The sequence below is a fragment of the Bacillus pretiosus genome (assembly GCF_052947655.1).
Map to the genome: position 1 here is coordinate 434,943 of NZ_CM129593.1, position 22,475 is coordinate 457,417.

Annotated in this window: 22 protein-coding genes, 1 pseudogene and 3 riboswitches; of the genes and pseudogenes, 18 read left to right on the forward strand and 5 right to left on the reverse strand. The window is 34.9% G+C overall.

The genetic code is table 11. The features are described from left to right. Window positions 1–364: 364 nt before the first annotated feature. Window positions 365–877: a DUF6609 family protein gene (locus tag ACU8YW_RS02255; protein ID WP_426934220.1), complete on the reverse strand. Its 513-nt coding sequence runs from the start codon at window positions 875–877 to the stop codon at window positions 365–367. A 745-nt stretch (window positions 878–1,622) separates the two neighbouring features. Here ACU8YW_RS02255 and ACU8YW_RS02260 point away from each other — a divergent pair. Next, the gene (locus tag ACU8YW_RS02260) at window positions 1,623–1,961 is read left to right on the forward strand and encodes a hypothetical protein (protein WP_426934219.1); all 339 of its coding nucleotides are present in this window, start codon (window positions 1,623–1,625) and stop codon (window positions 1,959–1,961) included. A 182-nt stretch (window positions 1,962–2,143) separates the two neighbouring features. Here the strand turns inward: ACU8YW_RS02260 and topB are convergent. Continuing rightward, window positions 2,144–2,716: pseudogene (gene topB / locus ACU8YW_RS02265) on the reverse strand (DNA topoisomerase III); the annotation flags it as partial. Between the two features lie 424 nt (window positions 2,717–3,140). After that, window positions 3,141–3,250: riboswitch (TPP riboswitch) on the forward strand. 63 nt (window positions 3,251–3,313) lie between these two features. On the opposite strand from topB, the gene thiM reads away from it, so the two are divergent. Together thiM and thiE are read left to right on the forward strand one after the other, a co-directional pair. Further along, the gene (gene thiM, locus ACU8YW_RS02270) at window positions 3,314–4,129 is read left to right on the forward strand and encodes a hydroxyethylthiazole kinase (protein ID WP_097858171.1); all 816 of its coding nucleotides are present in this window, start codon (window positions 3,314–3,316) and stop codon (window positions 4,127–4,129) included. Between the two features lie 16 nt (window positions 4,130–4,145). After that, window positions 4,146–4,805 (forward strand): thiamine phosphate synthase, encoded by a 660-nt coding sequence (thiE, locus tag ACU8YW_RS02275; protein ID WP_426934218.1) that lies wholly within the window; start codon window positions 4,146–4,148, stop codon window positions 4,803–4,805. A gap of 115 nt (window positions 4,806–4,920) precedes the next feature. Here the strand turns inward: thiE and ACU8YW_RS02280 are convergent, their stop codons facing one another. Continuing rightward, entirely contained in the window at window positions 4,921–6,234 is a 1,314-nt protein-coding gene (locus ACU8YW_RS02280) for an anaerobic C4-dicarboxylate transporter family protein (protein ID WP_426934217.1), read from the reverse strand. Between the two features lie 283 nt (window positions 6,235–6,517). Further along, window positions 6,518–6,602, forward strand: a riboswitch (cyclic di-GMP riboswitch). A gap of 143 nt (window positions 6,603–6,745) precedes the next feature. Here ACU8YW_RS02280 and ACU8YW_RS02285 point away from each other — a divergent pair. The 7 genes from ACU8YW_RS02285 to ACU8YW_RS02315 all read left to right on the forward strand — a co-directional run bounded on the left by ACU8YW_RS02285 (window position 6,746) and on the right by ACU8YW_RS02315 (window position 14,243). Continuing rightward, window positions 6,746–8,485 carry a methyl-accepting chemotaxis protein gene (locus ACU8YW_RS02285; protein WP_097889293.1) on the forward strand — a complete coding sequence of 580 codons (1,740 nt, stop codon included), beginning with the start codon at window positions 6,746–6,748 and terminating at the stop codon, window positions 8,483–8,485. A 61-nt stretch (window positions 8,486–8,546) separates the two neighbouring features. Next, a riboswitch (TPP riboswitch) is annotated at window positions 8,547–8,648 on the forward strand. Between the two features lie 100 nt (window positions 8,649–8,748). Next, window positions 8,749–9,069 (forward strand): MTH1187 family thiamine-binding protein, encoded by a 321-nt coding sequence (locus ACU8YW_RS02290; RefSeq protein ID WP_000082897.1) that lies wholly within the window; start codon window positions 8,749–8,751, stop codon window positions 9,067–9,069. Next, window positions 9,041–9,814, forward strand: a complete 774-nt coding sequence (locus ACU8YW_RS02295) for an ABC transporter permease (RefSeq protein ID WP_426934216.1) — start codon at window positions 9,041–9,043, stop codon at window positions 9,812–9,814. Before ACU8YW_RS02290 ends, ACU8YW_RS02295 begins: the two co-directional genes overlap by 29 nt. Further along, complete coding sequence (locus ACU8YW_RS02300; RefSeq protein WP_353841691.1) at window positions 9,811–10,809, forward strand: ABC transporter substrate-binding protein; 999 nt, start codon at window positions 9,811–9,813, stop codon at window positions 10,807–10,809. The genes ACU8YW_RS02295 and ACU8YW_RS02300 overlap by 4 nt, the downstream gene beginning before the upstream one ends. Further along, window positions 10,806–11,555: an ABC transporter ATP-binding protein gene (locus ACU8YW_RS02305; protein WP_426934215.1), complete on the forward strand. Its 750-nt coding sequence runs from the start codon at window positions 10,806–10,808 to the stop codon at window positions 11,553–11,555. Before ACU8YW_RS02300 ends, ACU8YW_RS02305 begins: the two co-directional genes overlap by 4 nt. 66 nt (window positions 11,556–11,621) lie before the next feature. Beyond that, window positions 11,622–12,395, forward strand: a complete 774-nt coding sequence (locus tag ACU8YW_RS02310; protein WP_426934214.1) for a hypothetical protein — start codon at window positions 11,622–11,624, stop codon at window positions 12,393–12,395. A gap of 303 nt (window positions 12,396–12,698) precedes the next feature. Beyond that, complete coding sequence (locus tag ACU8YW_RS02315; RefSeq protein ID WP_426934213.1) at window positions 12,699–14,243, forward strand: ABC-F family ATP-binding cassette domain-containing protein; 1,545 nt, start codon at window positions 12,699–12,701, stop codon at window positions 14,241–14,243. Window positions 14,244–14,689: 446 nt separating this feature from the next. Here the strand turns inward: ACU8YW_RS02315 and ACU8YW_RS02320 are convergent, their stop codons facing one another. Beyond that, window positions 14,690–16,714 carry a glycosyl hydrolase family 18 protein gene (locus ACU8YW_RS02320; RefSeq protein WP_327976077.1) on the reverse strand — a complete coding sequence of 675 codons (2,025 nt, stop codon included), beginning with the start codon at window positions 16,712–16,714 and terminating at the stop codon, window positions 14,690–14,692. Window positions 16,715–17,236: 522 nt separating this feature from the next. On the opposite strand from ACU8YW_RS02320, the gene ACU8YW_RS02325 reads away from it, so the two are divergent. The 8 genes from ACU8YW_RS02325 (at window position 17,237) to ACU8YW_RS02360 (ending at window position 21,141) form a co-directional block, all read left to right on the forward strand. Then, on the forward strand, window positions 17,237–17,608 hold the full coding sequence (locus ACU8YW_RS02325; RefSeq protein WP_060486911.1) for a DnaJ family domain-containing protein: 372 nt from the start codon (window positions 17,237–17,239) through the stop codon (window positions 17,606–17,608). A gap of 10 nt (window positions 17,609–17,618) precedes the next feature. Continuing rightward, complete coding sequence (locus tag ACU8YW_RS02330) at window positions 17,619–17,933, forward strand: thioredoxin family protein (RefSeq protein WP_088061614.1); 315 nt, start codon at window positions 17,619–17,621, stop codon at window positions 17,931–17,933. Window positions 17,934–17,946: 13 nt separating this feature from the next. Further along, entirely contained in the window at window positions 17,947–18,198 is a 252-nt protein-coding gene (locus ACU8YW_RS02335) for a hypothetical protein (protein WP_060486913.1), read from the forward strand. 125 nt (window positions 18,199–18,323) lie between these two features. Continuing rightward, a complete protein-coding gene (locus ACU8YW_RS02340; RefSeq protein ID WP_000817984.1) occupies window positions 18,324–18,467 on the forward strand; it encodes a hypothetical protein in 144 nt (47 codons plus the stop codon). A gap of 80 nt (window positions 18,468–18,547) precedes the next feature. Next, window positions 18,548–19,129, forward strand: a complete 582-nt coding sequence (locus ACU8YW_RS02345; protein WP_048541915.1) for a TetR/AcrR family transcriptional regulator — start codon at window positions 18,548–18,550, stop codon at window positions 19,127–19,129. Between the two features lie 66 nt (window positions 19,130–19,195). Continuing rightward, the gene (locus ACU8YW_RS02350; protein ID WP_097889298.1) at window positions 19,196–20,428 is read left to right on the forward strand and encodes an MFS transporter; all 1,233 of its coding nucleotides are present in this window, start codon (window positions 19,196–19,198) and stop codon (window positions 20,426–20,428) included. 56 nt (window positions 20,429–20,484) lie between these two features. Continuing rightward, window positions 20,485–20,736: a helix-turn-helix transcriptional regulator gene (locus ACU8YW_RS02355; RefSeq protein WP_074651450.1), complete on the forward strand. Its 252-nt coding sequence runs from the start codon at window positions 20,485–20,487 to the stop codon at window positions 20,734–20,736. Window positions 20,737–20,748: 12 nt separating this feature from the next. After that, window positions 20,749–21,141, forward strand: a complete 393-nt coding sequence (locus ACU8YW_RS02360) for a hypothetical protein (protein ID WP_426934212.1) — start codon at window positions 20,749–20,751, stop codon at window positions 21,139–21,141. A 44-nt stretch (window positions 21,142–21,185) separates the two neighbouring features. Here the strand turns inward: ACU8YW_RS02360 and ACU8YW_RS02365 are convergent, their stop codons facing one another. Continuing rightward, the gene (locus ACU8YW_RS02365; RefSeq protein ID WP_426934211.1) at window positions 21,186–22,469 is read right to left on the reverse strand and encodes an MFS transporter; all 1,284 of its coding nucleotides are present in this window, start codon (window positions 22,467–22,469) and stop codon (window positions 21,186–21,188) included. Window positions 22,470–22,475 lie beyond the last annotated feature (6 nt).

The window sequence follows — 22,475 nt, forward strand, 5'->3', positions numbered from 1 at the left end:
TTGATCTTCATTACTTAACGTAATATAAAATTATTTAAATGATTTATAAACATCCACATAATTAAGAGTATTCCTATATATGTGTGTTTATCTTAAAAGTATATAAAACAGAAAATTCATAAGTTGCTCTTTTATCTCGAAGTTATTATGTTTTATATTATAATGTTACAATTTTAATGCTTTTACAATATTGAGGGAACAGCACATCATCATTAAGCTAAGAAAAGCAAATGCCCCAAAATGAAAATGTTCTCATTTTGGGGTATTTGCTTTTCTTAGCTTGATACGCATAGGCTACTCCTAAAAACAAGGATCACCTTATTTATATTCTTATTTCATTAACTTTTAAAAAATAGCCTATTTTTTAAAAGTTAATAGGACTTACCTTAATAAAAATACCACCAAATAAAATTTTTATTAGACCATCTATTACAAAAAATATGTCTAGGCTGATGTTATTAATGATTAGTCCTATTAATGCATTAATTATTAGACTAATTGATAAAAAAAACATCAATTTCCCATGTACCGGAATAAAGAGTAAAAAATGAATACCTACAGTTAAAAGGATTAATAGCCAGCCAATTCTATAGTCATTGAAAAAAAAATGACAAACCAGAAAAACTAAAATAGCTAATAGGGTGATTGAAAAATTAGACCACCTTTTTTGTTCTTTTGTGCCAGGACCAACTGCTAATTTATATCTAGTTTTAGGGTTTAATTGCCAAATTACACCTAATGCATATACGATACTAAAAGGCCAAACATTTGGATAACCGTTGTATTTTATTAAAAGTAAAAACATTGCTGTGCCAGCAATTATTAGCCAAATTCCATTAATCTTTTGTCTAGGATATTTGTAGATTTTTGTTTTCATGTTGTATTCCCCCATTTCGAATGGTGTATCTTCTTTAATGGCATTTTAATATAGAAATTATACATTTATTTAGAAGGTAGCGCCATGTTATCAAAATGAAAAAGTTTGTTATGTAATATTAAAGATATATGATAAAGAAAGATGTGGTGGCTAAATATACAATGAAGAAACGAGTAGAATCGGAATTTAATTTTTACTTTGAACTGGAAAAAAATTATTGTCTAATTTCGATGGTTGTAAAGATGGGGACTATGGATTAATTGAAAGCATACAATGTCATGATGGAAAATTAGTAAATTATCAATTGGAAATGTAATTTAAAGAATAACGCATAGAATATTTCTTAAGGACAAGAAGTTAAATTAAAGAAAAGCGCTTTGACGAGTGCTTTTTCTTTTTTTGTTGAGGGTATTATGCTTTTAAACAGTATATGCTAAATTTTTTTTGGAATTGTATGTATTTTTAATGAACTTCATTTCGATGGAGGAATGTTTGAAGGAATTAATGGAGAAAGGATTTTTGTATTACCCATTAATCTGGTGTCTTACGACTTATAATGTATGTATAAATCATAAAATTTACTTAGAAGAAAAATGCCCTACTTGTAATAAGTTAATTCCATTCTTGCATAGAAAGAATAGAATTGGTATATGTCCTTATTGTCAATTGTATCTTTTTAAACCACTTAATATTCTTCAATTTACAGACCACAAAGATTATTATATTTCTCAAAATATAATAATCTTTGTTTAAAGAAAATAGCAAAGAAAACAGCTTTAGTATTCATGCATTATATGAAAATTTGTCCTTTATTCTTCAAAGCGGCTTTAATGGAAATATAAAGCAGTTTGCTAATTACATAGGTGTACCTAAAACAACAGTATGGGGATGGCTAAATAAAGAAGTTAGTATTTATCTGAGTGAAACAGAAAAGGAACAATTTGGTGTGAAGGCAATAATTGATATTGCTAAAGACTTAAAATGTAGTACGAAATTTCTTTATAATAATTTTCCGGAGGAGTGTAAGAAAATCTCAGAACGTAATTATCGAATACAAACTGAAAAAATCTTTTTATATGTCTAATTTAAAAGGGCAGATACAAGAAGTCTGTTATAACCATTTTTTAAAAGGTGTTTTACAATTAAATCGAGGTTTTTACTACTTAAAATTATCATTATAACCATATAAATTTGGGAGAAAATCATACAAGTCATATAAATACTAGAAATATTAATTTCACCCTAACTATTGACGGGATACATCGCAACACGGCCGCAATTCAGCTGGGCATTAAAGCGAGTCGTTAAAGCGCGAGTCGCGTTAAGACCGATGTACCAGTCAGCTTCTGAACGTGCGACAGCCGAAGCGTATAAATTGTCATATGCTTTACCTGGTTTTAAATTTGCGAAGCCATCTTTAATTGCTTTATCAGTAACAGATGAAATCCATAAACGCTTAATAGGTTTTTGTATTTTAACTTTATCGATAATCCAACGTGCGACTAATTCGCCTTCGCGTCCAGCATCTGTCGCTACAATAATTTCATTTACATCTTTTCTAAGTAGCTGACTCTTCACAGCATTAAATTGTTTCCCTGTTTGTTTAATAACCGTTAATTTCAAGCGCTCAGGTAGCATCGGTAAATCTTCTAAATTCCACTGTTTATATTTCACATCATAGCTTTCTGGATCAGCTAATGTAACGAGATGACCTAAAGCCCAAGTTACAATATATTTACTACCTTCAAGGTAGCCATTTCCTTTTTTATCACACTTAAGTACACGCGCAATATCACGTGCAACGGAAGGCTTTTCAGCGATTACAACGCTTTTTACCATATTTAAAACATCCTTTCAAATTTCCATACGTTAACTATAGCATACATCTTCTTGAGATTCAGTTTCGCTCCAGATTTGAACGTTTTTTAGTGGGATAACATCTGTTTGAGGGTGAATGATGGCGACAGAACATAATATGCGCCATGATGAGACTATGAGAAATAGATACTTATTTATCCCGCATTAACGGGCAGTAAGACCCCTGCCTCAAAATTCAGCGGAAGCCAAGAAGTTAGGTAGGGGATCAACTGCCCATAAAAGCCCGATTGGTTCAACTAATAATCAGTGGGGGATGAACAAAGCCCCCACTGATTAAAGTTTCACTTTATTATGCGTATTGTTTTATCAGTTGCTTCTATATGAAATAGAAAAGTAAAGAACTTGTTATTTTACTAGAATAAGAGTAGACTTTGAAGTAGATGAATAATAAACACATGGGAGTTTGTGGATGCAAACTGAGAGTATGACTAATCCGTCATTGACCATTTGAACCTGTTGGATAATGCCAGCGTAGGGAGAGTGTAAAAGCACATGTTCAGGCACTTTGCGTACGCGCAAAGTGCCTTTTTGTGTATCTCCCATCACTATAGTTAGGAGATGAAAAGGATGAATATGAAAGAAATTAGTAAAGTAGTGGATTTGGTGAGAGAGTCTAATCCACTCGTGCATAATATTACAAATGTTGTTGTAACAAATTTTACAGCAAACGGTTTGTTAGCATTAGGAGCATCACCTGTAATGGCGTATGCAAAAGAAGAAGTAGCAGAAATGGCTAGCATTGCGGGAGCCCTTGTTTTAAATATGGGTACACTTCGTCCTGAAGAGGTAGAAGCGATGTTACTTGCTGGTAAATCAGCAAATGTGAATAATGTACCAGTACTATTTGATCCAGTTGGTGCAGGAGCAACATCGTATCGAACAGAAGTTGCGAGACATATTCCGGCTGAAATTGATTTAGCGATTATCCGCGGAAATGCAGCTGAAATAGCGAACGTTATTAATGAGAGATGGGAAATTAAAGGGGTAGACGCCGGTGTTGGAAATGGCAATGTCGTAAGTATTGCAAGGCAGGCAGCGGATGAATTAAATACAGTAGCGGTGATTACTGGAAAAGAAGATGTTGTTACAGATGGAGAACGAACGATCCTTATTCGAAATGGTCACCCTATTTTAACGAAAGTTACGGGAACTGGTTGTTTACTAACTTCTGTAATAGGAGCATTTGTAGCAGTAGAAAAGGATTATGTAAAGGCAGCAGTAGCGGCATTAACGTTTTATGGTGTAGCTGCGGAACTGGCAGCTGCTAAGACAGTGGAAAAGGGACCTGGTAGTTTCCAAATTGAATTTTTAAATCAGTTAGCGAATACCACTTCGGGTGATATTGAGAAGTATGGGAAGATTGAGCTTATATAGTAAGGAGGGGAACTAGATGCCCTGTATTACAAAGGCTGAAATGTCTAGATTATTATCAGTATATTTTATTATGGGAAGTAACAATTGTGCGAAGGAGCCACTACAAGTATTGAGAGATGCACTTGAAGGCGGTATAACAATTTTTCAATTTCGTGAAAAGGGGGAAGGGGCTTTAACGGGAGAGAAACGTATTTGTTTCGCGAAAGAACTACAAGCAGTCTGTAAAGAGTACGGTGTACCATTCATCGTAAATGATGATGTGGAACTAGCTATGGAGTTAGATGCAGATGGCGTGCATGTTGGCCAAGATGATGAAGGAATTACTTCTGTTCGTGAAAAAATGGGTGATAAAATTGTTGGTGTATCTACCCATACAATTGAAGAAGCACGCTGGGCAATTGAAAACGGAGCTGATTATTTAGGTGTTGGGCCTATTTTCCCAACGAGTACGAAAAAAGATACGAAAGCTGTACAAGGAACGAAAGGTTTAGCTCATTTTAGAGAACAAGAAATTACAATACCGATCGTTGGGATTGGTGGCATTACAATTGAAAATACAGCGTCAGTTATAGAAGCTGGTGCGGACGGTGTTTCTGTTATTTCCGCGATTAGTTTAGCGGAATCTCCGTATGAAAGTACGAAGAAGCTAGTAGTGGAAGTAAATAGGAGCTTGTAGGGAAAGGGAACTTCACAAAAATAGAAAAGAACATAATGGACAGTTAAAAATATTTAAACAAACGTTTGATTAAAAAAGCACAAACCCTTTAAAATTGTCGGTTTGTGCTTTTTCTTTAAAACATAATTGATATTAGGAGCATTCCAATTCCGATAGAGGTGAATGTTGCGATTAGGCCTGGAATCATAAAGCTATGATTTAAAACATATTTACCAATACCTGTTGTACCAGTGCGATCGAAGTTAATGGCAGCAACGATTGTTCCATAGTTTGGAATGAAGAAATATCCATTTACTGCAGGGAACATTGCGATTAGTAGTGCTGGTGGAATACCGAGTGATAATCCAAGAGGCATTAAAGCACGTACTGTTGCTGCTTGGCTATATAGTAAAATAGATAGAATGAATAATGCGATGGCAAATAGCCATGGTGCACTTGTTACTAGGTGCTGAATTGATCCTTGAATCATATTTAAGTTTCCGTTAAAGAAAGTATCTCCCATCCAAGCGATACCGAAAATAGCAACAACAGCTGTTGCCCCCGCTTTAAAGACGTTACCAGACACGATGCTTTCTACATTTGGTTTGCAGAAAATAATAATAAGAGCTGCGATAGTTAACATAACCATTTCAATTGTGTTTGGCATGGAAAGACGAATTAACTTCCCGGCAACCATCCATCCTGGACGAAGTGCTTCAAATGAACCGAGAAGTACGACAAGGAAAGTTCCTACTAAGAAAAGGATAACGGATAGTTTAGCGCCTTTTAAACCAACAAATTCTTTCTTCTCTTCAATTTTAGGAATCATTCCTTCTTTTAAACGTTTCAAGTATTCAGGGTCTTCATTTAATTCTTTCCCCATTTTGCTAGCAACAAATGCAGCTACCATACAAGCGATGAAGGTAGAAGGAATACTTACTTTTAAAATATCTAATAAGGTGATTTTATAGTCAGCTAGCATTGCTAAAAGTGCAACTGTTGCAGCTGATATAGGGCTAGCTGTAATTGCTTGTTGGGAAGCGATTACGGCAATTGACATTGGTCGTTCCGGTCTAATCCCAGATTCGCGAGAGACTTCTGCGATAACAGGAAGTACAGAATAAGCAACGTGACCAGTTCCTGCGCACAGTGTAAATAAATAAGTAACAATTGGAGCAAAGAATGTAATGCGCTTTGGATTTTTTCGCAATGCTTTCTCAGCTAGATGAACAAGGTAGTCCATTCCTCCAGCAGCTTGCAGTGCACCGGCAGCTGTAATTACTGCTAAAATCATAAGCATTACATCAATAGGAGGAGCTGTAGGTTGTAAGTGGAAGACAAAAACAAGTATTGCCATACCAACGCCACCCATTACTCCTAGACCAACTCCGCCTAGGCGTGCGCCAATAAAAATGCAGAGTAGTAACGTAAGAAATTGTAGCCAAAACATGATAAACTACCTCCGGAATTCATTAGTTAAGATATATTTGAATAATTTAATTTGAACGAAAATTAAAACAAATACCCAAAATAATCCTTGTGTTATATACATTTTTTATTATATAACACAAGAAATGTAACATTCACGAACTTTGTTAAATTATTTCGAAAAAATAATACCTTGAAACTTTACATTTGCATCTCTAAATAGGTAGACATTTTAATTCTTATGTTGTAATCTTTGATAGAGAATAATTTAATTCTCATAGAACTCCCATATCGTTCAACTCGTTCAGCGAGAAAGGCAAACTGATGGAAACATTAGGACGCAAAACTACAGGAGCTAAGGTCGAAAGGCTATGCTAGCCAGTTACCGGACGGATAGGGTTGGTCTTGACCAATGCTCTTTTCATTGGTCTTTTTTTTGTTTATAAACAAATGAGAGCCGTTATCGTTTATTAATAAGGTGTATATTTTAATAGCGTTACTTTATAGTAAGTTAATTAAGAAAGGTGATGTTAATGAGAAGATATTGGCATAAACTATCATTTCTTCAAAAAAATGTATTGTTAACTGTGTTAGTTATTTTGACGCTTGTCGGTACTATGGGAGCGTTAAGTTTTAACATGTTTCAAAATAGCATGATGTCTATATTTGAAAGGCATTCTTTTGAAACAGGAGATACGGTATTACATAAATTAGACGCAGAAATATTGAGAGATGTTGCAAAAGACCCAACAGCAGAAAGAGAAAAGAGAGAGAAGTTAACAGAGAAATTAGATGAATCAACGGAAGAATTGAACAGTGTTGGACAAACCTATATTGTTGGAGCGAAAAAAAATGAAAAAGGTGAGCTACAAATCATTGATTTATCTACAGGTTTAGCAAATGTTGTTGAAGTAAGGCCGGGAGAATATTATAAACAACCAGACCTTTGGATGAAAGCATATGATAAAGTAATGAGCACAAAAAAAGCAAACATGACAGAAGTATATGAAGACGCATTAGGAACATGGGTAACGATATTAGAGCCAATTAAAGATGGAGAAGGTAATATTGTGGCACTTGTTGCAGCTGATGTAGATGCTTCTATTGTTCCTAGTACAAAAGAAAAGTTCATTATACAAGGTTTAATGTTTATTTGTATTTCTGTTTTAATTGCAACTTTTATTCAATTCTTAATTGTGCGTAACGCACTTGCTCCATTGCGGGATTTACGTGAAGGATTGCGCAGAGTCGGTGAAGGTGATTTAAGTATTAAATTAGAGGAAAGACCAGATGATATTGGTATTATTAATGCGTATTTTAATAATACCATTGAGAAGTTTAAAGGAATTATAGATAAAGTGAAGCAGACAGCAGAACAGGTTTCCTCATCTTCGCAAGAATTGTCAGTGAGTACGAAAGAGAATAGTATGGCAGTCCAAGGAATCGTAAGTTCTATAGTTGAGTTAAGGGCTGGCGTTCAATCACAAGAAACTTCAGTACCAAAGTATTTAGGTATTGTATATGAAATGGAAGATAGGATGGAAGAGATAACTAATATTGCAAAACAAATGGCGAAAGAGTCTGAAGGTACGACGCATCATTCAGTAAAAGGAAATGGTGTTATTGAACAGACGATTAATCAAATGAAAATAATACAAAATGCAGTACAAGATTTATCTTCTATCATTCATTCTTTGGAAACAAGATCAAAAGAAATTAGTGATATTGTAAATGTAATTACAGGTATTTCAAATCAAACGAATTCGCTAGCTTTAAATGCTTCTATTGAAGCTTCACGTGCTGAGGCAACCGGAAAGGGATTTGCCGTTGTTGCTGATGAAGTGCGTAAATTAGCAGAGCAGACGGAAGCATCAGCAAAAGATATAGCGAAATTAATAGGGGAAACACAAGTTGAAACGGAAGAAGCTGTTGTTTCAATACAAAAAGCTTCAAAAGAAGTAGAATCCGGAATTAAACTTTTTCAAAGTAGTGGTGCTTTCTTTGAAAAAATTTCAAAATCAGCACAATCTGTTACAAATCAAGTTAGAGTTGTTTCTAGCAATTCAAGTGATATATTGCAAAATAGCCAAAATATTGTTCGTGTTGTAAATGAACTATCACTTATTGCAAATAAGTATGCAAATAGTAGTAATAATATTGAAGAAAGTATGAAAGAACAGGAAATGTCTGTACAAGATATAGCTGAATTAGCTAGTTCTTTAAGCTGGCTTTCACAGGAGTTACAAGAGTTAATAGGGGAATTCAAAAGTTAAATGAAATGATTATACGTGCTTTTGTTTGTTCAATAAAATAAATCATGCTACAATGAAAACGAATTAAGGACCGGGGAGCCAATTGGCTGAGAGGATGTAAACAAACATCGACCCTCAACCTGATCTGGATAATGCCAGCGTAGGGAGTTACTTAAAGTGATGTAGCATATGTTATTCTATAATAACTTGCATACAAGGCTTTCCTACGCAGTAGGAAAGCCTTTTCTTGTTTTAATATTTCATTTTATAAGGGGGATTTTACTATGTCACAACAAGTTACAATTTCATTTTCAGTAGTACCACAAGCGAAGAACAAAGATGTGTATTCTGTTGTTGATAAAGCAATTGAAGTTGTACAACAATCGGGAGTTCGTTATGAAGTAGGGGCAATGGAAACAACGCTGGAAGGAGAATTAGATGTACTTCTTGATATCATTAAACGTGCGCAACAAGCTTGTGTGGATGCTGGAGCAGAAGAAGTGATTACTTCTATTAAAATCCATTATCGTCCAAGCACTGGTGTAACGATAGATGAAAAGGTTTGGAAGTACCGTGATGAATATGCAAAACCAGAAGCAATCTAAAATAATTACAACAATTTGGCTTATCCTTCTCATAGCGATATGGGAAGGATCTGTTTCATTATTTAAAATTGAACCGTGGATTTTACCGAAGCCTTCTGCCATTGTTCAAGAATTAATTGGAATGAAAGATTTACTATTACCGAATATGATGCAAACGTTACAAGAGGTTCTAATCGGACTGTTTTTTGCGATTTTAATTGGGACAAGTATTGCAATTATTATGGATGTTATCCCTTTATTTCGTATTTTAATAAATCCGTTGCTTGTTATTTCGCAAACGATTCCAATCGTTGTACTTGCACCGTTATTTATTATTTGGTTTGGATATGGAATGCTACCGAAAGTAATGGTAGTAATACTCGTTTGTTTCTTCCCGATTGCGCTCAGCATTTTAGAAGGTTTTCAAACGGTAGATAAAAATATGTTGAATTTGTTGCAAACGATGAAGGCAACGAAATGGCAAGTTTACCAGAAAGTAAAGTTTCCAGCAGTGCTGCCATACTTTTTCTCAGGTTTAAAAATTGCAGTTACATATAGCGTAATGGGAGCAATTATTGGGGAATGGCTCGGTGCAAGCGAAGGATTAGGAGTTATGCTTACAAGAGCTACAAAATCCTTTCTAACAGCCCGAGTATTTGGTGTGGCGGCAATTATTGTTATGGTGACATTATGTCTGTATTTTATTGTGGAGTTTATGGCAAGAATAACAGCACCATGGATATATAGAAAGGACGGCAGAAAATGAAAAAAGGTTTAAAAGTTATGTTGGCTGCCTTATTAGCAGTAGGTGTAGCTGGATGTAATCCGGCGAAGAAAGAAGAAAGTGCAAGTAAAGATCAAAAAGTAAAAGTAGTATTAGATTGGTTTCCGAATACGAATCATACTGGCCTATATGTAGCGCAAGCGAAAGATTATTATAAAAAGCAAGGATTAGATGTAGAAATTATTCAGCCAGGTGATAATGTGACAGCGGAGCAAATGATAGCTTCCGGAAAAGCTGACTTCGCAATAAGCGCACAAGAAAATGTAACGTTGGCTCGTGTGGAAGGTATTCCTGTTGTATCTATAGGAGCAATCATTCAACATAACACTTCAGCTTTTGCATCACTTAAAAAAGATAATATGACGTCACCAAAAGATTTTGAAGGTAAACGTTACGGCGGCTGGGGAGGACCAGCAGAAGAAGCAACGTTGAAGACAATCATGGAGAAGCATCAAGCTGATTTTAATAAAGTTGAAAAAATCATCTTAGGACAAACAGATTTCTTTAAATCAATCGGTCGTGATGCAGACTTTGAATGGATATATTACGGATGGGATGGAATTGAAGCGAAGCGCCAAGGAAAAGAGTTAAATACGATTATGGTGAAAGACTTAGACCCAGCGCTTGATTTCTATAGTCCTGTTATTATTACGAGTGAAAAACATACGAAGCAAGATAAAGACTTTGTGAAAAAGTTTATGAGTGCAACGACAGAAGGTTATAATTTTGCAATTAAAGAACCGAAAGAAGCTGCTGATATTTTAATTAAAGCAGTTCCAGATGTGAATAAAGAATTAGTACAAGAAAGTCAAAAATGGTTAAGTACGAAATATCAAGATGATGCAAAAACGTGGGGAGTACAGAAGGAAGAAGTTTGGACGAATTACATGAATTTCTTATATGATAACAAAGTTATTAAGAAGAAAATTGATGTGAAAGATGCCTTTACAAATGAGTTCCTTCCAAGTGAAAAATGAGTGGATTACAAATAAAAGAGATTGTAAAAGCTTTTGATGGAAAGAATGTATTAGCAAATATTGGTGCTTCTATACGAGAGGGAGAGTTCGTTTCCTTTGTAGGACCGAGTGGTTGCGGGAAAAGCACATTATTAAATATGATTGCAAATGTTGAAAAACCAACAAGTGGAAATGTAACGTATAAGGATACGCACGTACAAGAGCAAGATGTTGTAAGTTATATGCCGCAGCAGGATTTATTACTACCTTGGCGATCAGCTTTGCAAAATATAGTTCTTCCATTGGAAATCGAAGGGAAACCGAAAAAACAAAGGCTGACAGAGGGAATGGAAGCATTAAAGCAATTTGAACTAGATGAATATGCAGACCATTATCCAGATGAATTGTCTGGTGGTATGCGTCAAAGAATTAGTTTTTTGCGCACATATTTATGTGAAAAGCCAATTATGCTACTTGATGAGCCTTTTGGAAAATTAGATGCCTTTACAAAAATGGAAGTACATAGCTGGCTTTTAAACTCTTGGCACCAAGAGAAGCAAACAATCGTTATGGTTACACATGACTTAGATGAGGCAATCTTACTTTCGGATCGCGTATTTATTTTATCTCAAAGACCAGCATCAATAGTTGGAGAGGTACAAGTGAAATTACCTAGACCAAGAACGATGGATATGTTAACATCACTTGAGTTAAAGAAGGATAAGGAAGAAATTCTGAGAGTATTAGCTCCTTATATGAAAAAATAGAAAAAGCCTCTTAACAGTTTTTAGTATAATTACTGTTAAGAGGCTTTTTTATATAGGGGGAGAAAGATGAAATCTATAGAGCAAATAGTTGATTCATTAACGCCGGATAATCTTGAAGAAGGAAAGTCCTTATTAAAAAATCATATTTTATTAATGAAGTATGGTATGGAACATCATGAATTAAAAGAAGAAGAAATGACAGAAGTTTTAAAGTGGGTTCAAGGCCGGAATCAATTGAGAGAAGATGTTCCAGAATTACGCGATTTACATTTAATTAAAAAGTTTCAAGTGGTATTAGATGAATTTATTCATTCTATAATTTCAAATGGTTATGTGGAAGACGCGGTAGAAGTTTTAGAGAGTATATTAAAAAGTATGGGGGCAGTCGCTCATATTTTAAAAATTATGTTTGTCAGCAAAAGAACAGTTAATAGAAATTCTTTAGAAATGGTAGAAGAGTTAAAAAGAGAGTGCTACAACTTAATGGAACAGCGTGCTGTTGTCGGGTTACATGCTCAAATCTTTCACGTTTTAGGTTTTGTTCATTCAATTCAGTTTGATTTAGAAGAAAGGTCACAGGAACATGGACGATCTGTAATAGGATTTTTAACAGATTTTAAAAAGAATGAATTGAAGTCTGTACAACAATTTCAAAACGAAGAGCATATTCCAGAAGTGAAAAATATGGTTAGTAAAGAGTACGGAATAGAATTACAAAGAAGAATTTATATTTGGAAATCGTTAACGCTCATCTTTACAAGTCCATATGCATTAGAAAAGATGTATAAAGAAATTTACGCAGAAAATGAAAAAACGGAGAAGGAACAAAAGAAAAAATAGAGAATAGAATATAACAGAGTAGTTTATACTCTTAATATAACAAATGTTAAAGGAGTGAAAGGATAAAATGACTTTATCAACTGTTCTTCAAATGGTTTTAGCTTGATACGGGAGAAGTCTGCCCATTTTTAACGATTAAGCTAAATTGAAGACAGCAGGTAAAGAACCTTAATCCTTTTTTACGATAATATGTAATGGGTAAGGTGTATTCACCTTACCCATTTTTTATATGCACAATTAAATAAGGCTTTTTACTGTTGCTCTCTATTTAGCTTATGAACCATAAGTAGAGGAGAGAAAAAAATGAGTATATTAACAGTAGAAAATTTAAGTCATTCATATGGTGAGAAAACCATTTTATATAATGCGTGTTTTCGACTATTAAAGGGCGAGCATGTTGGGTTAGTTGGGAAAAATGGAATTGGAAAATCAACCTTGTTAAGGATTTTAACAGGAGAACTTATACATGATGACGGAAACATTGAATGGTTTCCACATGTGAAGATAGGTTTTTTACAGCAGCATATGGATTTACAAGAGGGGATAACAATTGAAGGATACTTACAAAGTGCATTTTCTAATTTGTATAGGATTGAATGCGAAATGTTAAAAATTGCTGAAGAAATGAATGGAGCAGGAGAAGTAGAAAAACTGTTAGTAAAGTATGGAGAATTACAAACTATATTGGAAAGCTCTAATTTCTATCAAATTCATACAGAAATTGAAGAAGTAGCAATCGGTTTAGGTTTATTTGAAATAGGGTTGAAAAAGGATGTTTCAAAGTTAAGTGGAGGACAGCGAACAAAGTTATTACTTGGGAAGCTCCTTTTAGAAAAAGCTGATGTTTTATTGCTAGATGAGCCAACAAATTATTTAGATACAGCCCATATAGAATGGTTGCAATCGTATTTGAGACTGTATGAAAAAGCTTATGTGATCATTTCACATGACGAAGTATTTTTGAACAGTATTACGAATGTTATTTATCATCTAGAAGAACGGAAAGTGAAGCGGTACGTAGGAAATTATGAAAAATTTGTGCAAAGTTATCAATTGCAAAGGAAACAATTACAATCGGCGCATGCGAAACAGCAAAAAGAAATTGCTCAGTTAGAAACATTTATTCAAAAAAATAAAATTCGAAAAGCGAAACAGGCCAAAAGTCGAGAGAAAGTATTGGAGAAAATGCAAAGGGTTGAAAAGGTTAATCATGTACCTCGATCCCGTTTTGATTTCAATGTTTATGAGGAGCCAGTTAGTCGCATATTACAGGCTGAAAAACTAAGGATAGGATATAGTTCTCCGTTATGTCCAGAATTGAATTTGCAAGTAAAAAAAGGAGAAAAGATAGCGATTGTTGGTCATAATGGAATTGGAAAAACGACAATGTTAAAAACGTTATTAGGTCAAATAAAGCCGCTAAGCGGTTCAATTTCTATTGGAGAACGAGTAAATCCTGCTTATTTTGCGCAGGAAGAGTTTGCTTCAGAAACAACACCATTAGAAAAAGTTTGGGCAGAACGACCAGATATGACAAAGAAAGAAGTACGCCAAGCATTAGCAAAGTGTGGATTGAAAGAAGAACATGTATTAAAACCTATTCGTTTATTAAGCGGCGGGGAACAAACGAAAGTACGTTTATGTGAACTTATCGTAACGAAAAGCAATGTTTTAATTTTAGATGAACCGACTAATCATTTGGATATAGAAACAAAGAAGTCTTTGCAGGAAGCGTTACAACAATATAAAGGAACAGTTTTACTTGTCTCACATGAGCCTTCTTTCTATGAAGCATGGATAACAAAAGTATGGAATATAGAAGAATGGGATGCTGAACGATATGAATAAAGAAAAGGCATTAGCTTGTATAAGCTAATGCCTTTTCTTTGTGATTAACATGATTTTCGAGAACTCTTACATGAGAATTGTATGAAGAAGCACTCTTATGGTGCGCTTATAAGCGTGCTTTTTCTTATGTTATGTTTATATTTAGATGCCTTTCCCTAATAGGCGACTATCTTTCTTTGTATATATAGATAGTTTGAAATGGAATGAAAATAATTCCTATATGTAAAGGATAATGTGATTAGTATGGGAAGACAATAGAACTTAAAGGAAATTCATGTAAAATTCAGATGAACTTCACACGAACTTCATATTAGAAACCGAATATAATTATAATAGGTTATTGTAATTGTAATTTGTGATTTTTCATAAAATTAAAAGTTTGAATTTAGGATAGAGCACTCAAACCTAAATTCAAACTTTAGTGAAATAATTAATGGAGGTTACGCTTAGTTTTCGCTAATGGATGCATTTACAAGTTCGGCGGGAGTGCCTGTTCCTGCCCCTCCGATTGTAACGGATCCACCAGGAGGAATTTCACCATTCCATCCTGCATTCGTAATTACGTAATGATTATTTATTTTACTACTAATTTTAGAATCCCAAACTTGTGTTAAATTGCCGTTATAATCAAATTCTAATTTCCAGTTTTTAATAGGGGTCGTTCCACTATTTTTAATTACAATCGAGAAGTTGTAACCACTTCCCCAATTTGAAGTGACTGAAAAGGTAGCATTACCATTTCCACCAGGGGGTGTTGTATCAGTATCATCTGTTTTTACAATGATAGAAGTAGGCTGTGATTTATTCCCGGCAGCATCTTTTGCAATTATTGAAAATGTGTATTCGGTATTAGATTTTAAGTTTTTGATTGTAATGCTATTTGTTGTTGTACTCCATTTCTCTTCTCCGGCAGTAATTTCATATTCCGTAACTCCTACGTTATCAGTAGATGCAGTCCAGTTTAATTGAACGGAGTTTGAATTTTTATTTGTAACAGCAATATTTTTTACGTTTGTTGGGGGCTCAGTATCTTTTTGAGTAATAGGTCCACCAAGTAATTCTTTTACTAACGTATCAAGCAATTTTGGTCCACTGCAACTATATTTTGGACTTGTACGGCAATCCCCGCTTAGTTCCCAAAACATTGCGCCACTTAGACCTTTTGTCTTTATATAGTCTGTTTTATATTTCATAGATTCGTTGTCATCATAGCTAATAAACGTGCCTGTAGTCGCATTATATAAATAAGGTACTTTCGCTACATCGTTCCAGTGGCGAACAAAACCATTTTTATTAACATAATTAGCTGCTAAATCACCATAATCGTACACACCTGTGTCACCGGTAGAATAATCATCCCAAGTACCTTTAGAAGCGAGCTTTCCGTCACTACCTGGTTTACAAGGTTGGTATTGCCCATTATTTTCTTTTCCGCAACTTTTCCATCCACGTCCGTAAAAAGGTACACCTAATACGAGTTTATCCGCTGGAACCCCTTCATTTGTATAAATGTCTATCGCACCATCTACATAAAATTTTGTATCCGCTGCTGGGTCATTTGAATCTTTGTATAGTGCTGCATTATGGTTAGAAGTAGCTTCCCATCCACCGTGGAAATCATATGCCATAATATTAATCCAATCAAGTATTTGAGAGATCTTCTTTAGCTCTGTATGATCCGCATAACGTTGGCTTGCACCTGATGCGATTGTTAGTAAATATTGTTTCCCATCTTCTGCAGTAGCTTTCGTTAATGCATTTCGAACATCTTGAAGGAGTAGGGTGAAGTTTTGCTTATCTTCAGGACGATAACTACCACCAGGAATTGTTTCAACGCCCGGATATTCCCAATCTAAATCAACGCCGTCAAATCCATATTCACGAAGAAAAGCTACTGTAGATTCAGCGAATACTTTTCTTGTTTTTTCATCAGCTGCCATATCAGAAAAGCGGTTAGACCAAGTCCAGCCACCAACTGAAATAATTGTTTTTAAGTGAGGATACTTAGCTTTTAATCGTTTCAGTTCTCCGAAATTTCCACAACGGGCGTATTTATCACAATCTTCCCAAGTTGTACCTGATCCCGGATAAGATTTTGTGACATCAGCCCATGGTTCACCGAGTACGAGAGTGCCATTAGGAACCTCTTTATTTTGCAGTGGTACACCAGACTCTTTACAGTTCCACGTTTGTTTATTTGGATTATCGGGGTGAGTAGAAGGGTTTCCATGTTTTCCATTCCAGCAAATATCAGCGAAAGCATAGTTTAAATGAGTTAGCTTTGATGCATCAATGTCTGCAACTTGATAATTACGTCCGTAAATGCCCCATGAAGGAAAATACCCAACAATTTTTTGACCTTGCTTTGGTGAGTCTGCTAATGCAACATTTGGAGTAATAAAGTTTGTGAGAAAAAGAGGTAAGAAGAGTAGTAGAGATAGTAATAGCAGTGTGAATTTTTTGGAGCTCATAGTCATTTCTCCTTTCAAAATAAAAGATATATTTAAAGGCATACGCCAATAAACCAAAGTGAATCTAGACGTATGAAACGTCTAGATAAAGTGAAACTTTAATCAGTGGGGGGCTTCATCCCCCACTGATTATCAGCCCTCACCAATCGGACTTTTATGGGCAGTTGATCCCCCACCTAACTTCTTTGCTTTCGCTAAATTTTGAGGTGGGGGTCTTACTGCCCATTAAAGCGGGATAAAAATGATAAGACATCACGAAGTCTATACAAGGGAGCTGGGGGTGATTAAATCGTAGCAAATGTAAGATTTAGTGTAAACGCTTTATTTGATTCAAAAAGATTTTCTCAATATGAAATGGCTCTAATACAGACTACACATGGAAATAAAATATTGATTAGGGAGGAAAAGGCTTCTTGTAATTAAATTTGAGAAAAAATTGTATGAAGTCAATTTGTAATAGCGTAGCAAGATGAGAAAATATCATGTAAAATAATAGTAAAAATATGTAAAGGAGCGAATGGTGTGGATGTCTTTTTGAACATTGCTGAAGAAAAAATTCGACAAGCAATACGGAATGGAGACCTTGATCATATTCCGGGAAAAGGAAAACCACTACAATTAGAAGACCTTTCAATGGTACCTCCAGAACTTAGAATGAGTTATAAAATCTTAAAAAATGCGGGTATGATTCCACCAGAAATGGAACTACAAAAAGATATATTAAAAATAGAAGACTTAATTGCGTGCTGTTATGATGAAGCAGAGAGAAAAAAATTACAAGAAGAGTTAACGGCAAAAATGCTGCGTTTTCAGCAGGTAATGGAAAAGAGAAAGATTAAAGAGAGTTCAGCTTTTCGTATGTATCAGGATAAAGTATTTCGTAAATTACGCTAAGAGGGATAAGATGAATAAATTTGAAACGATAGAAGAATTAGCGACACATATTGAAGAACAACAATTAGTACTGCTCTTTATTAAAACGGAAAATTGTGGTGTTTGTGATGTTATGCTAAGAAAAGTAAATGGTCTATTAGAGAATTATGATTACGTAGAGAAAGTGGAAATATTACTACAAGACATGCAAGAGATTGCGGGGCGTTATGCAGTGTTTACAGGGCCAACAGTTTTATTATTTTATAATGGAAAAGAGATCCTTCGTGAATCGCGCTTCATTTCACTTGAAAATTTAGAGAGAACCATTCAATTATTCGAAGATTAAGGGAGGCTTTTATATGGAATTTATTATTGTCATACTATTATTTGTTGTAGTTGGAACGATCGTAACGGCAGTTCGATCAAACAAAAAGAAGGTAAATCTTACGAAACAAAATAACATTCATAATTCATCTAACAGTTCGTCACCATTATTTTTCTTTGCTGGATCTGATAATGATAGCTCGCATGGAGGTTCACATGATTGTGGAGGATCTTTCGGTGGAGATAGCGGAGGCAGCTGCGATGGCGGCGGAGGTGGCGGTGATTGATGAAAATGCGCCTTATATAGGCGTATTTCTTTTTAAACAAACGTTTGATTAGTTGGCTTACATATGCATAAAAACAGTTAAACAAACGTTTGATTAATATTTTTAACGTACTAAGGGGAATAGAAATGAAAAGGGAACCGAAAGTGAAAAATAAGGGGAAAGTAGTGTTATTTTTATTAGCTGCGGGAGGCGTATTTCTTGTTAAATTAGGATTTAAAATTGGAATAATACATATGATTCGAACGTGGTTTGAAAGTACGTTTTCTTAAATAAGGAATATAGCCTCTTGTAATAGAGGTTTTTAATTTGTTATTATTAGACTGAACGGTCGGTTTAAAGAGGTGTAAATATGAGAAGAAGTGCAGAAGAGATAAAGAAAGAAATTGCATATAAAGCAGAAAGTCTGTTTTCACAGAAGGGTTATGCAGCTACATCTATGGAAGAGATTTGTGAAATTACAAAGCGAAGTAAAGGAAGCATTTATTATCACTTTAAAAGTAAAGAAGAATTATTTTTATTTGTAGTGAAACAGCATACGTATGATTGGCTTGAAAAATGGAATGAAAAAGAGAAGTTGTATAGTACGAATACTGAAAAACTATATGGTCTCGCGGAATATCATGTCGAGGACATACAGCAACCCATTTCAAATGCAATAGAGGAATTCTCTATGAGCCAAGTTGTAAGTAAAGAGATTTTGGATGAACTATTGGCTTTAACTAGAGAATCATATGTTATGTTTGAGAAACTAATTGAAGCAGGTATACAGTCTGGAGAGTTTCGTGAAGATAGTACGCGCGACCTTATGTATATTGTGAATGGATTATTATCAGGGCTTGGAGTACTTTACTACGAGTTAGATTATAAAGAGCTGCAACGTATTTATAAAAAGGCAATAGATGTATTGTTAAAAGGAATGGCAGCTGAATAATAAGTCAGTTGCTTTTCTTACAAAACGAATTAGACCGAACGGTCGGTTTATGAAAGGGGAATGAAAATGAACGCTTTATTTAAAAACCGAGCATTTATGCTCGTTATGGCATCTGATATTTTACAACAATTTGCAATTTGGATCAGAAATATGGCTCTTTTGTATTTCATAATGGAGCGAACGAATAATGATCCAGTTTCAGTTTCGTTGTTATCGGTTATGGAATATGCACCTATTTTTATTTTCTCGTTTATCGGTGGGGCGCTAGCTGATCGCTGGAATCCGAAAAGAACGATGGTTGCTGGAGATGTGTTAAGTGTACTGTCTATTGTAGGAATTGTCTTGTTGTTAAAGCTGGATTATTGGCAGGCTATATTTTTTGCAACACTCATTTCCGCGATCGTAGGCCAATTTTCTCAGCCATCATCTTCGCGTATATTTAAGCGCTACGTAAAAGAAGAGCAGGTAGCAAATGCGATTGCATTTAACCAAACATTACAGTCATTATTTATGATTTTTGGACCAGTGGTAGGATCACTTGTGTATACACAACTTGGTTTATTTACGTCACTATATAGCTTAATCATTTTATTTTTGTTATCTGCTATTGCTCTTTCGTTTTTACCAAAATGGGTGGAACAAGAGCAAGTGGCGAGAGATTCATTAAAAAATGATATAAAAGAAGGATGGAAATACGTTCTTCATACGAAAAATTTACGTATGATTACGATCACTTTCACCGTTATGGGCTTAGCTGTTGGATTAACGAATCCATTAGAAGTGTTTCTTGTAATAGAGCGTCTTGGAATGGAAAAGGAAGCAGTTCAATATTTAGCCGCAGCTGATGGGATAGGTATGTTAATCGGTGGTATTGTTGCTGCAGTTTTCGCTTCAAAAGTGAACCCGAAAAAGATGTTTGTATTCGGTATGAGCATATTAGCAATGTCATTTTTAGTAGAAGGGCTATCTACATCATTTTGGATTACTAGTTTCATGAGGTTTGGAACAGGTATTTGTTTAGCTTGTGTTAATATCGTTGTCGGTACGCTTATGATTCAACTTGTACCAGAAAATATGATTGGAAGAGTAAATGGAACAATTTTACCACTGTTTATGGGGGCAATGTTAATCGGAACTTCACTAGCTGGAGGATTGAAGGAGATGACCTCACTAGTTACTGTATTTTGTATAGCAATGGCACTTATTTTATTTGCGATAGGGCCAGTTCTACGCATGCAAATAAATAAAGAAGATGTCGCTAATAAAGAGGAACTAACAAATTCGTTAGCTTCGAAATAATCATTGTAAGGGAGCAGGATTGCTCCCTTTTCTTGTGGCAATCTTTTGACAATGACATGCCCCAACTATATACTGATGATGTAAAAACGAGTTTACAGGTTAGGAGAAATGGTGTGAAAAATCAAATCTATGAATTACGCACTGAAAACAATATTTCACAAGGTGCATTGGCTGATAAGTGTAAAGTTTCTAGACAGACGATAAATGCAATTGAGAATAATAAATATGATCCAAGCTTAGCGTTAGCATTCCGTTTAGCTGAAGTATTAGGAACAACTGTTGATAAACTATTTTTGTACAAGTTGTAGGGGGAGTAGTTGTTGGGGAAAGAGAAAATAAGCCTTGTAGTTACGGCATTAGTAGCTATAAGTACGTTAGTGTTTGCACTTTATTATTGGTTAACTGAACTTCAAGTAAACTGGTATGCACTATTTATTTGTAGCATCGCATTACATTATATGTTTAAAAGTTTGGCATCGCATAATGTGGAAGGGACAACGGAGGAGAAAGAAGATGTAGAAAAACATGTATTAAAAATAAGTGCAAATGTTACGTATTATGTACTTGTTGTATTAATTTTTGGTTTGTTTTTCGCATCGGTAGGTTTTAATAAATGGATTGATTTTCATAACATACCGCTTTTGTTTGCGTTATGCGCTGCGATAGTTGTAAAGTCGGCTGTAGAATTTTTAATTGTAAGACGTTATCGCTAAAAATAAAGAAAAGATCCTCTTCTCATGAGAAGAGGATCTTTTTCTTATAGCGTTTTAGTTTTTGGACTAGGTGGTGTAACGGACGTATCATTTTCGGGAACTCTAGTTAGTAAGAATCCACCGATAACGAACAGTACAATAATACTAAGGACACCAGCGTTGGTTTTTCCTGTTAATTGCGTTGTAACACCGACTAATACTGGACCCATAATTGCCGCGAATTTACCAAAGATATTATAAAATCCGAAGAATTCATTTGCAGATTCTTTTGGTACTAGTTTTGCAAAATAGGACCGACTAAGTGCTTGAATACCACCTTGAGAAGTGGCAACTAACATTGCTAAAATCCAGAAATCGAGTGTCGTTTTTAAGAAATAAGCATATATGCAGATAATGATATAAATAATAATACCGACGTATAGCATTTTTTTACCTGTAAATGTTTCTGATAACTTTCCGTATAATAAGGCGAATGGACAAGCTACAATTTGTGTGACAAATAAGATGATTAATAGATTCGTTGCACTAATACCGAGATCTGTTCCGTAAGCGGTAGACATAGTAATAATTGTATCGACCCCGTCAATGTAGAAGAAGTAAGCGATTAGGAATATAAATACAGTTTTATATTCTTTAATATTTTTAAAAGTATCAGCAAGGCGTTTGAAGCTCATTGCAATTGGTCTTGGATGACGTTCAATATAATGTGTTTGCTCTACATTTTTTAGCATTGGAATTGTAAATAATCCCCACCAAAGAGCTGTTATTGCGAACGAAATTTGACTAGCAATGCCGACTGATAAAGGGATAGTTCCTTTTTGAGCAAGAATAATAAGAGCGATACAACCGATAAAAGGAATTGTGCTTCCAATATAACCTAATGCAAAGCCTCTTGTAGAAATTCGGTCCATTCTATCTTTAGAGGTAACATCTACTAAAAATGCATCATAAAAAATGTTTGCTCCCGCAAAACCGACTAATGCGAGCATATAGCAGCCTAGTAATAAGTACCACTGAGATGTTGGGACGACTGCTAGCATACTTGTAAATACGATACCGAGTCCAAAGAAGAATGTGAAAAATCGTTTTTTAAATCCTTTATAATCAGCAACTGTGCCGAGAATAGGAGCAAGTATAGAAATTAAAAGTGTAGCGAAAGAGTTTGCATATCCCCAATATGCCGTTGAAGTTGCACCAGGTAGTCCGGCTTCTTTTGCAGCTGCTTTAAAGTAAATTGGGAATAATGCAGTTGTAATGACGAGCGAATATACCGAGTTCGCCCAATCGTATAATATCCAGCTTTTTTCTTGTCTGGACATTTTTTTCATATAATG

What these genes read in the sequence shown, in the direction of transcription:
- ACU8YW_RS02355 (WP_074651450.1), top strand. Translation starts at nt 20,485, where the DNA reads ATGCCCCAACTATATACTGATGATGTAAAAACGAGTTTACAGGTTAGG.
- ACU8YW_RS02365 (WP_426934211.1), bottom strand. Translation starts at nt 22,469, where the DNA reads ATGAAAAAAATGTCCAGACAAGAAAAAAGCTGGATATTATACGATTGG.
- ACU8YW_RS02255 (WP_426934220.1), bottom strand. Translation starts at nt 877, where the DNA reads ATGAAAACAAAAATCTACAAATATCCTAGACAAAAGATTAATGGAATT.
- ACU8YW_RS02310 (WP_426934214.1), top strand. Translation starts at nt 11,622, where the DNA reads ATGAAATCTATAGAGCAAATAGTTGATTCATTAACGCCGGATAATCTT.
- ACU8YW_RS02300 (WP_353841691.1), top strand. Translation starts at nt 9,811, where the DNA reads ATGAAAAAAGGTTTAAAAGTTATGTTGGCTGCCTTATTAGCAGTAGGT.
- ACU8YW_RS02285 (WP_097889293.1), top strand. Translation starts at nt 6,746, where the DNA reads ATGAGAAGATATTGGCATAAACTATCATTTCTTCAAAAAAATGTATTG.
- ACU8YW_RS02280 (WP_426934217.1), bottom strand. Translation starts at nt 6,234, where the DNA reads ATGTTTTGGCTACAATTTCTTACGTTACTACTCTGCATTTTTATTGGC.
- ACU8YW_RS02295 (WP_426934216.1), top strand. Translation starts at nt 9,041, where the DNA reads ATGAATATGCAAAACCAGAAGCAATCTAAAATAATTACAACAATTTGG.
- ACU8YW_RS02345 (WP_048541915.1), top strand. Translation starts at nt 18,548, where the DNA reads ATGAGAAGAAGTGCAGAAGAGATAAAGAAAGAAATTGCATATAAAGCA.
- ACU8YW_RS02320 (WP_327976077.1), bottom strand. Translation starts at nt 16,714, where the DNA reads ATGAGCTCCAAAAAATTCACACTGCTATTACTATCTCTACTACTCTTC.
- ACU8YW_RS02350 (WP_097889298.1), top strand. Translation starts at nt 19,196, where the DNA reads ATGAACGCTTTATTTAAAAACCGAGCATTTATGCTCGTTATGGCATCT.
- ACU8YW_RS02335 (WP_060486913.1), top strand. Translation starts at nt 17,947, where the DNA reads ATGGAATTTATTATTGTCATACTATTATTTGTTGTAGTTGGAACGATC.
- ACU8YW_RS02340 (WP_000817984.1), top strand. Translation starts at nt 18,324, where the DNA reads ATGAAAAGGGAACCGAAAGTGAAAAATAAGGGGAAAGTAGTGTTATTT.
- ACU8YW_RS02305 (WP_426934215.1), top strand. Translation starts at nt 10,806, where the DNA reads ATGAGTGGATTACAAATAAAAGAGATTGTAAAAGCTTTTGATGGAAAG.
- ACU8YW_RS02290 (WP_000082897.1), top strand. Translation starts at nt 8,749, where the DNA reads ATGTCACAACAAGTTACAATTTCATTTTCAGTAGTACCACAAGCGAAG.
- ACU8YW_RS02330 (WP_088061614.1), top strand. Translation starts at nt 17,619, where the DNA reads ATGAATAAATTTGAAACGATAGAAGAATTAGCGACACATATTGAAGAA.
- thiM (WP_097858171.1), top strand. Translation starts at nt 3,314, where the DNA reads ATGAAAAGGATGAATATGAAAGAAATTAGTAAAGTAGTGGATTTGGTG.
- ACU8YW_RS02315 (WP_426934213.1), top strand. Translation starts at nt 12,699, where the DNA reads ATGAGTATATTAACAGTAGAAAATTTAAGTCATTCATATGGTGAGAAA.
- thiE (WP_426934218.1), top strand. Translation starts at nt 4,146, where the DNA reads ATGCCCTGTATTACAAAGGCTGAAATGTCTAGATTATTATCAGTATAT.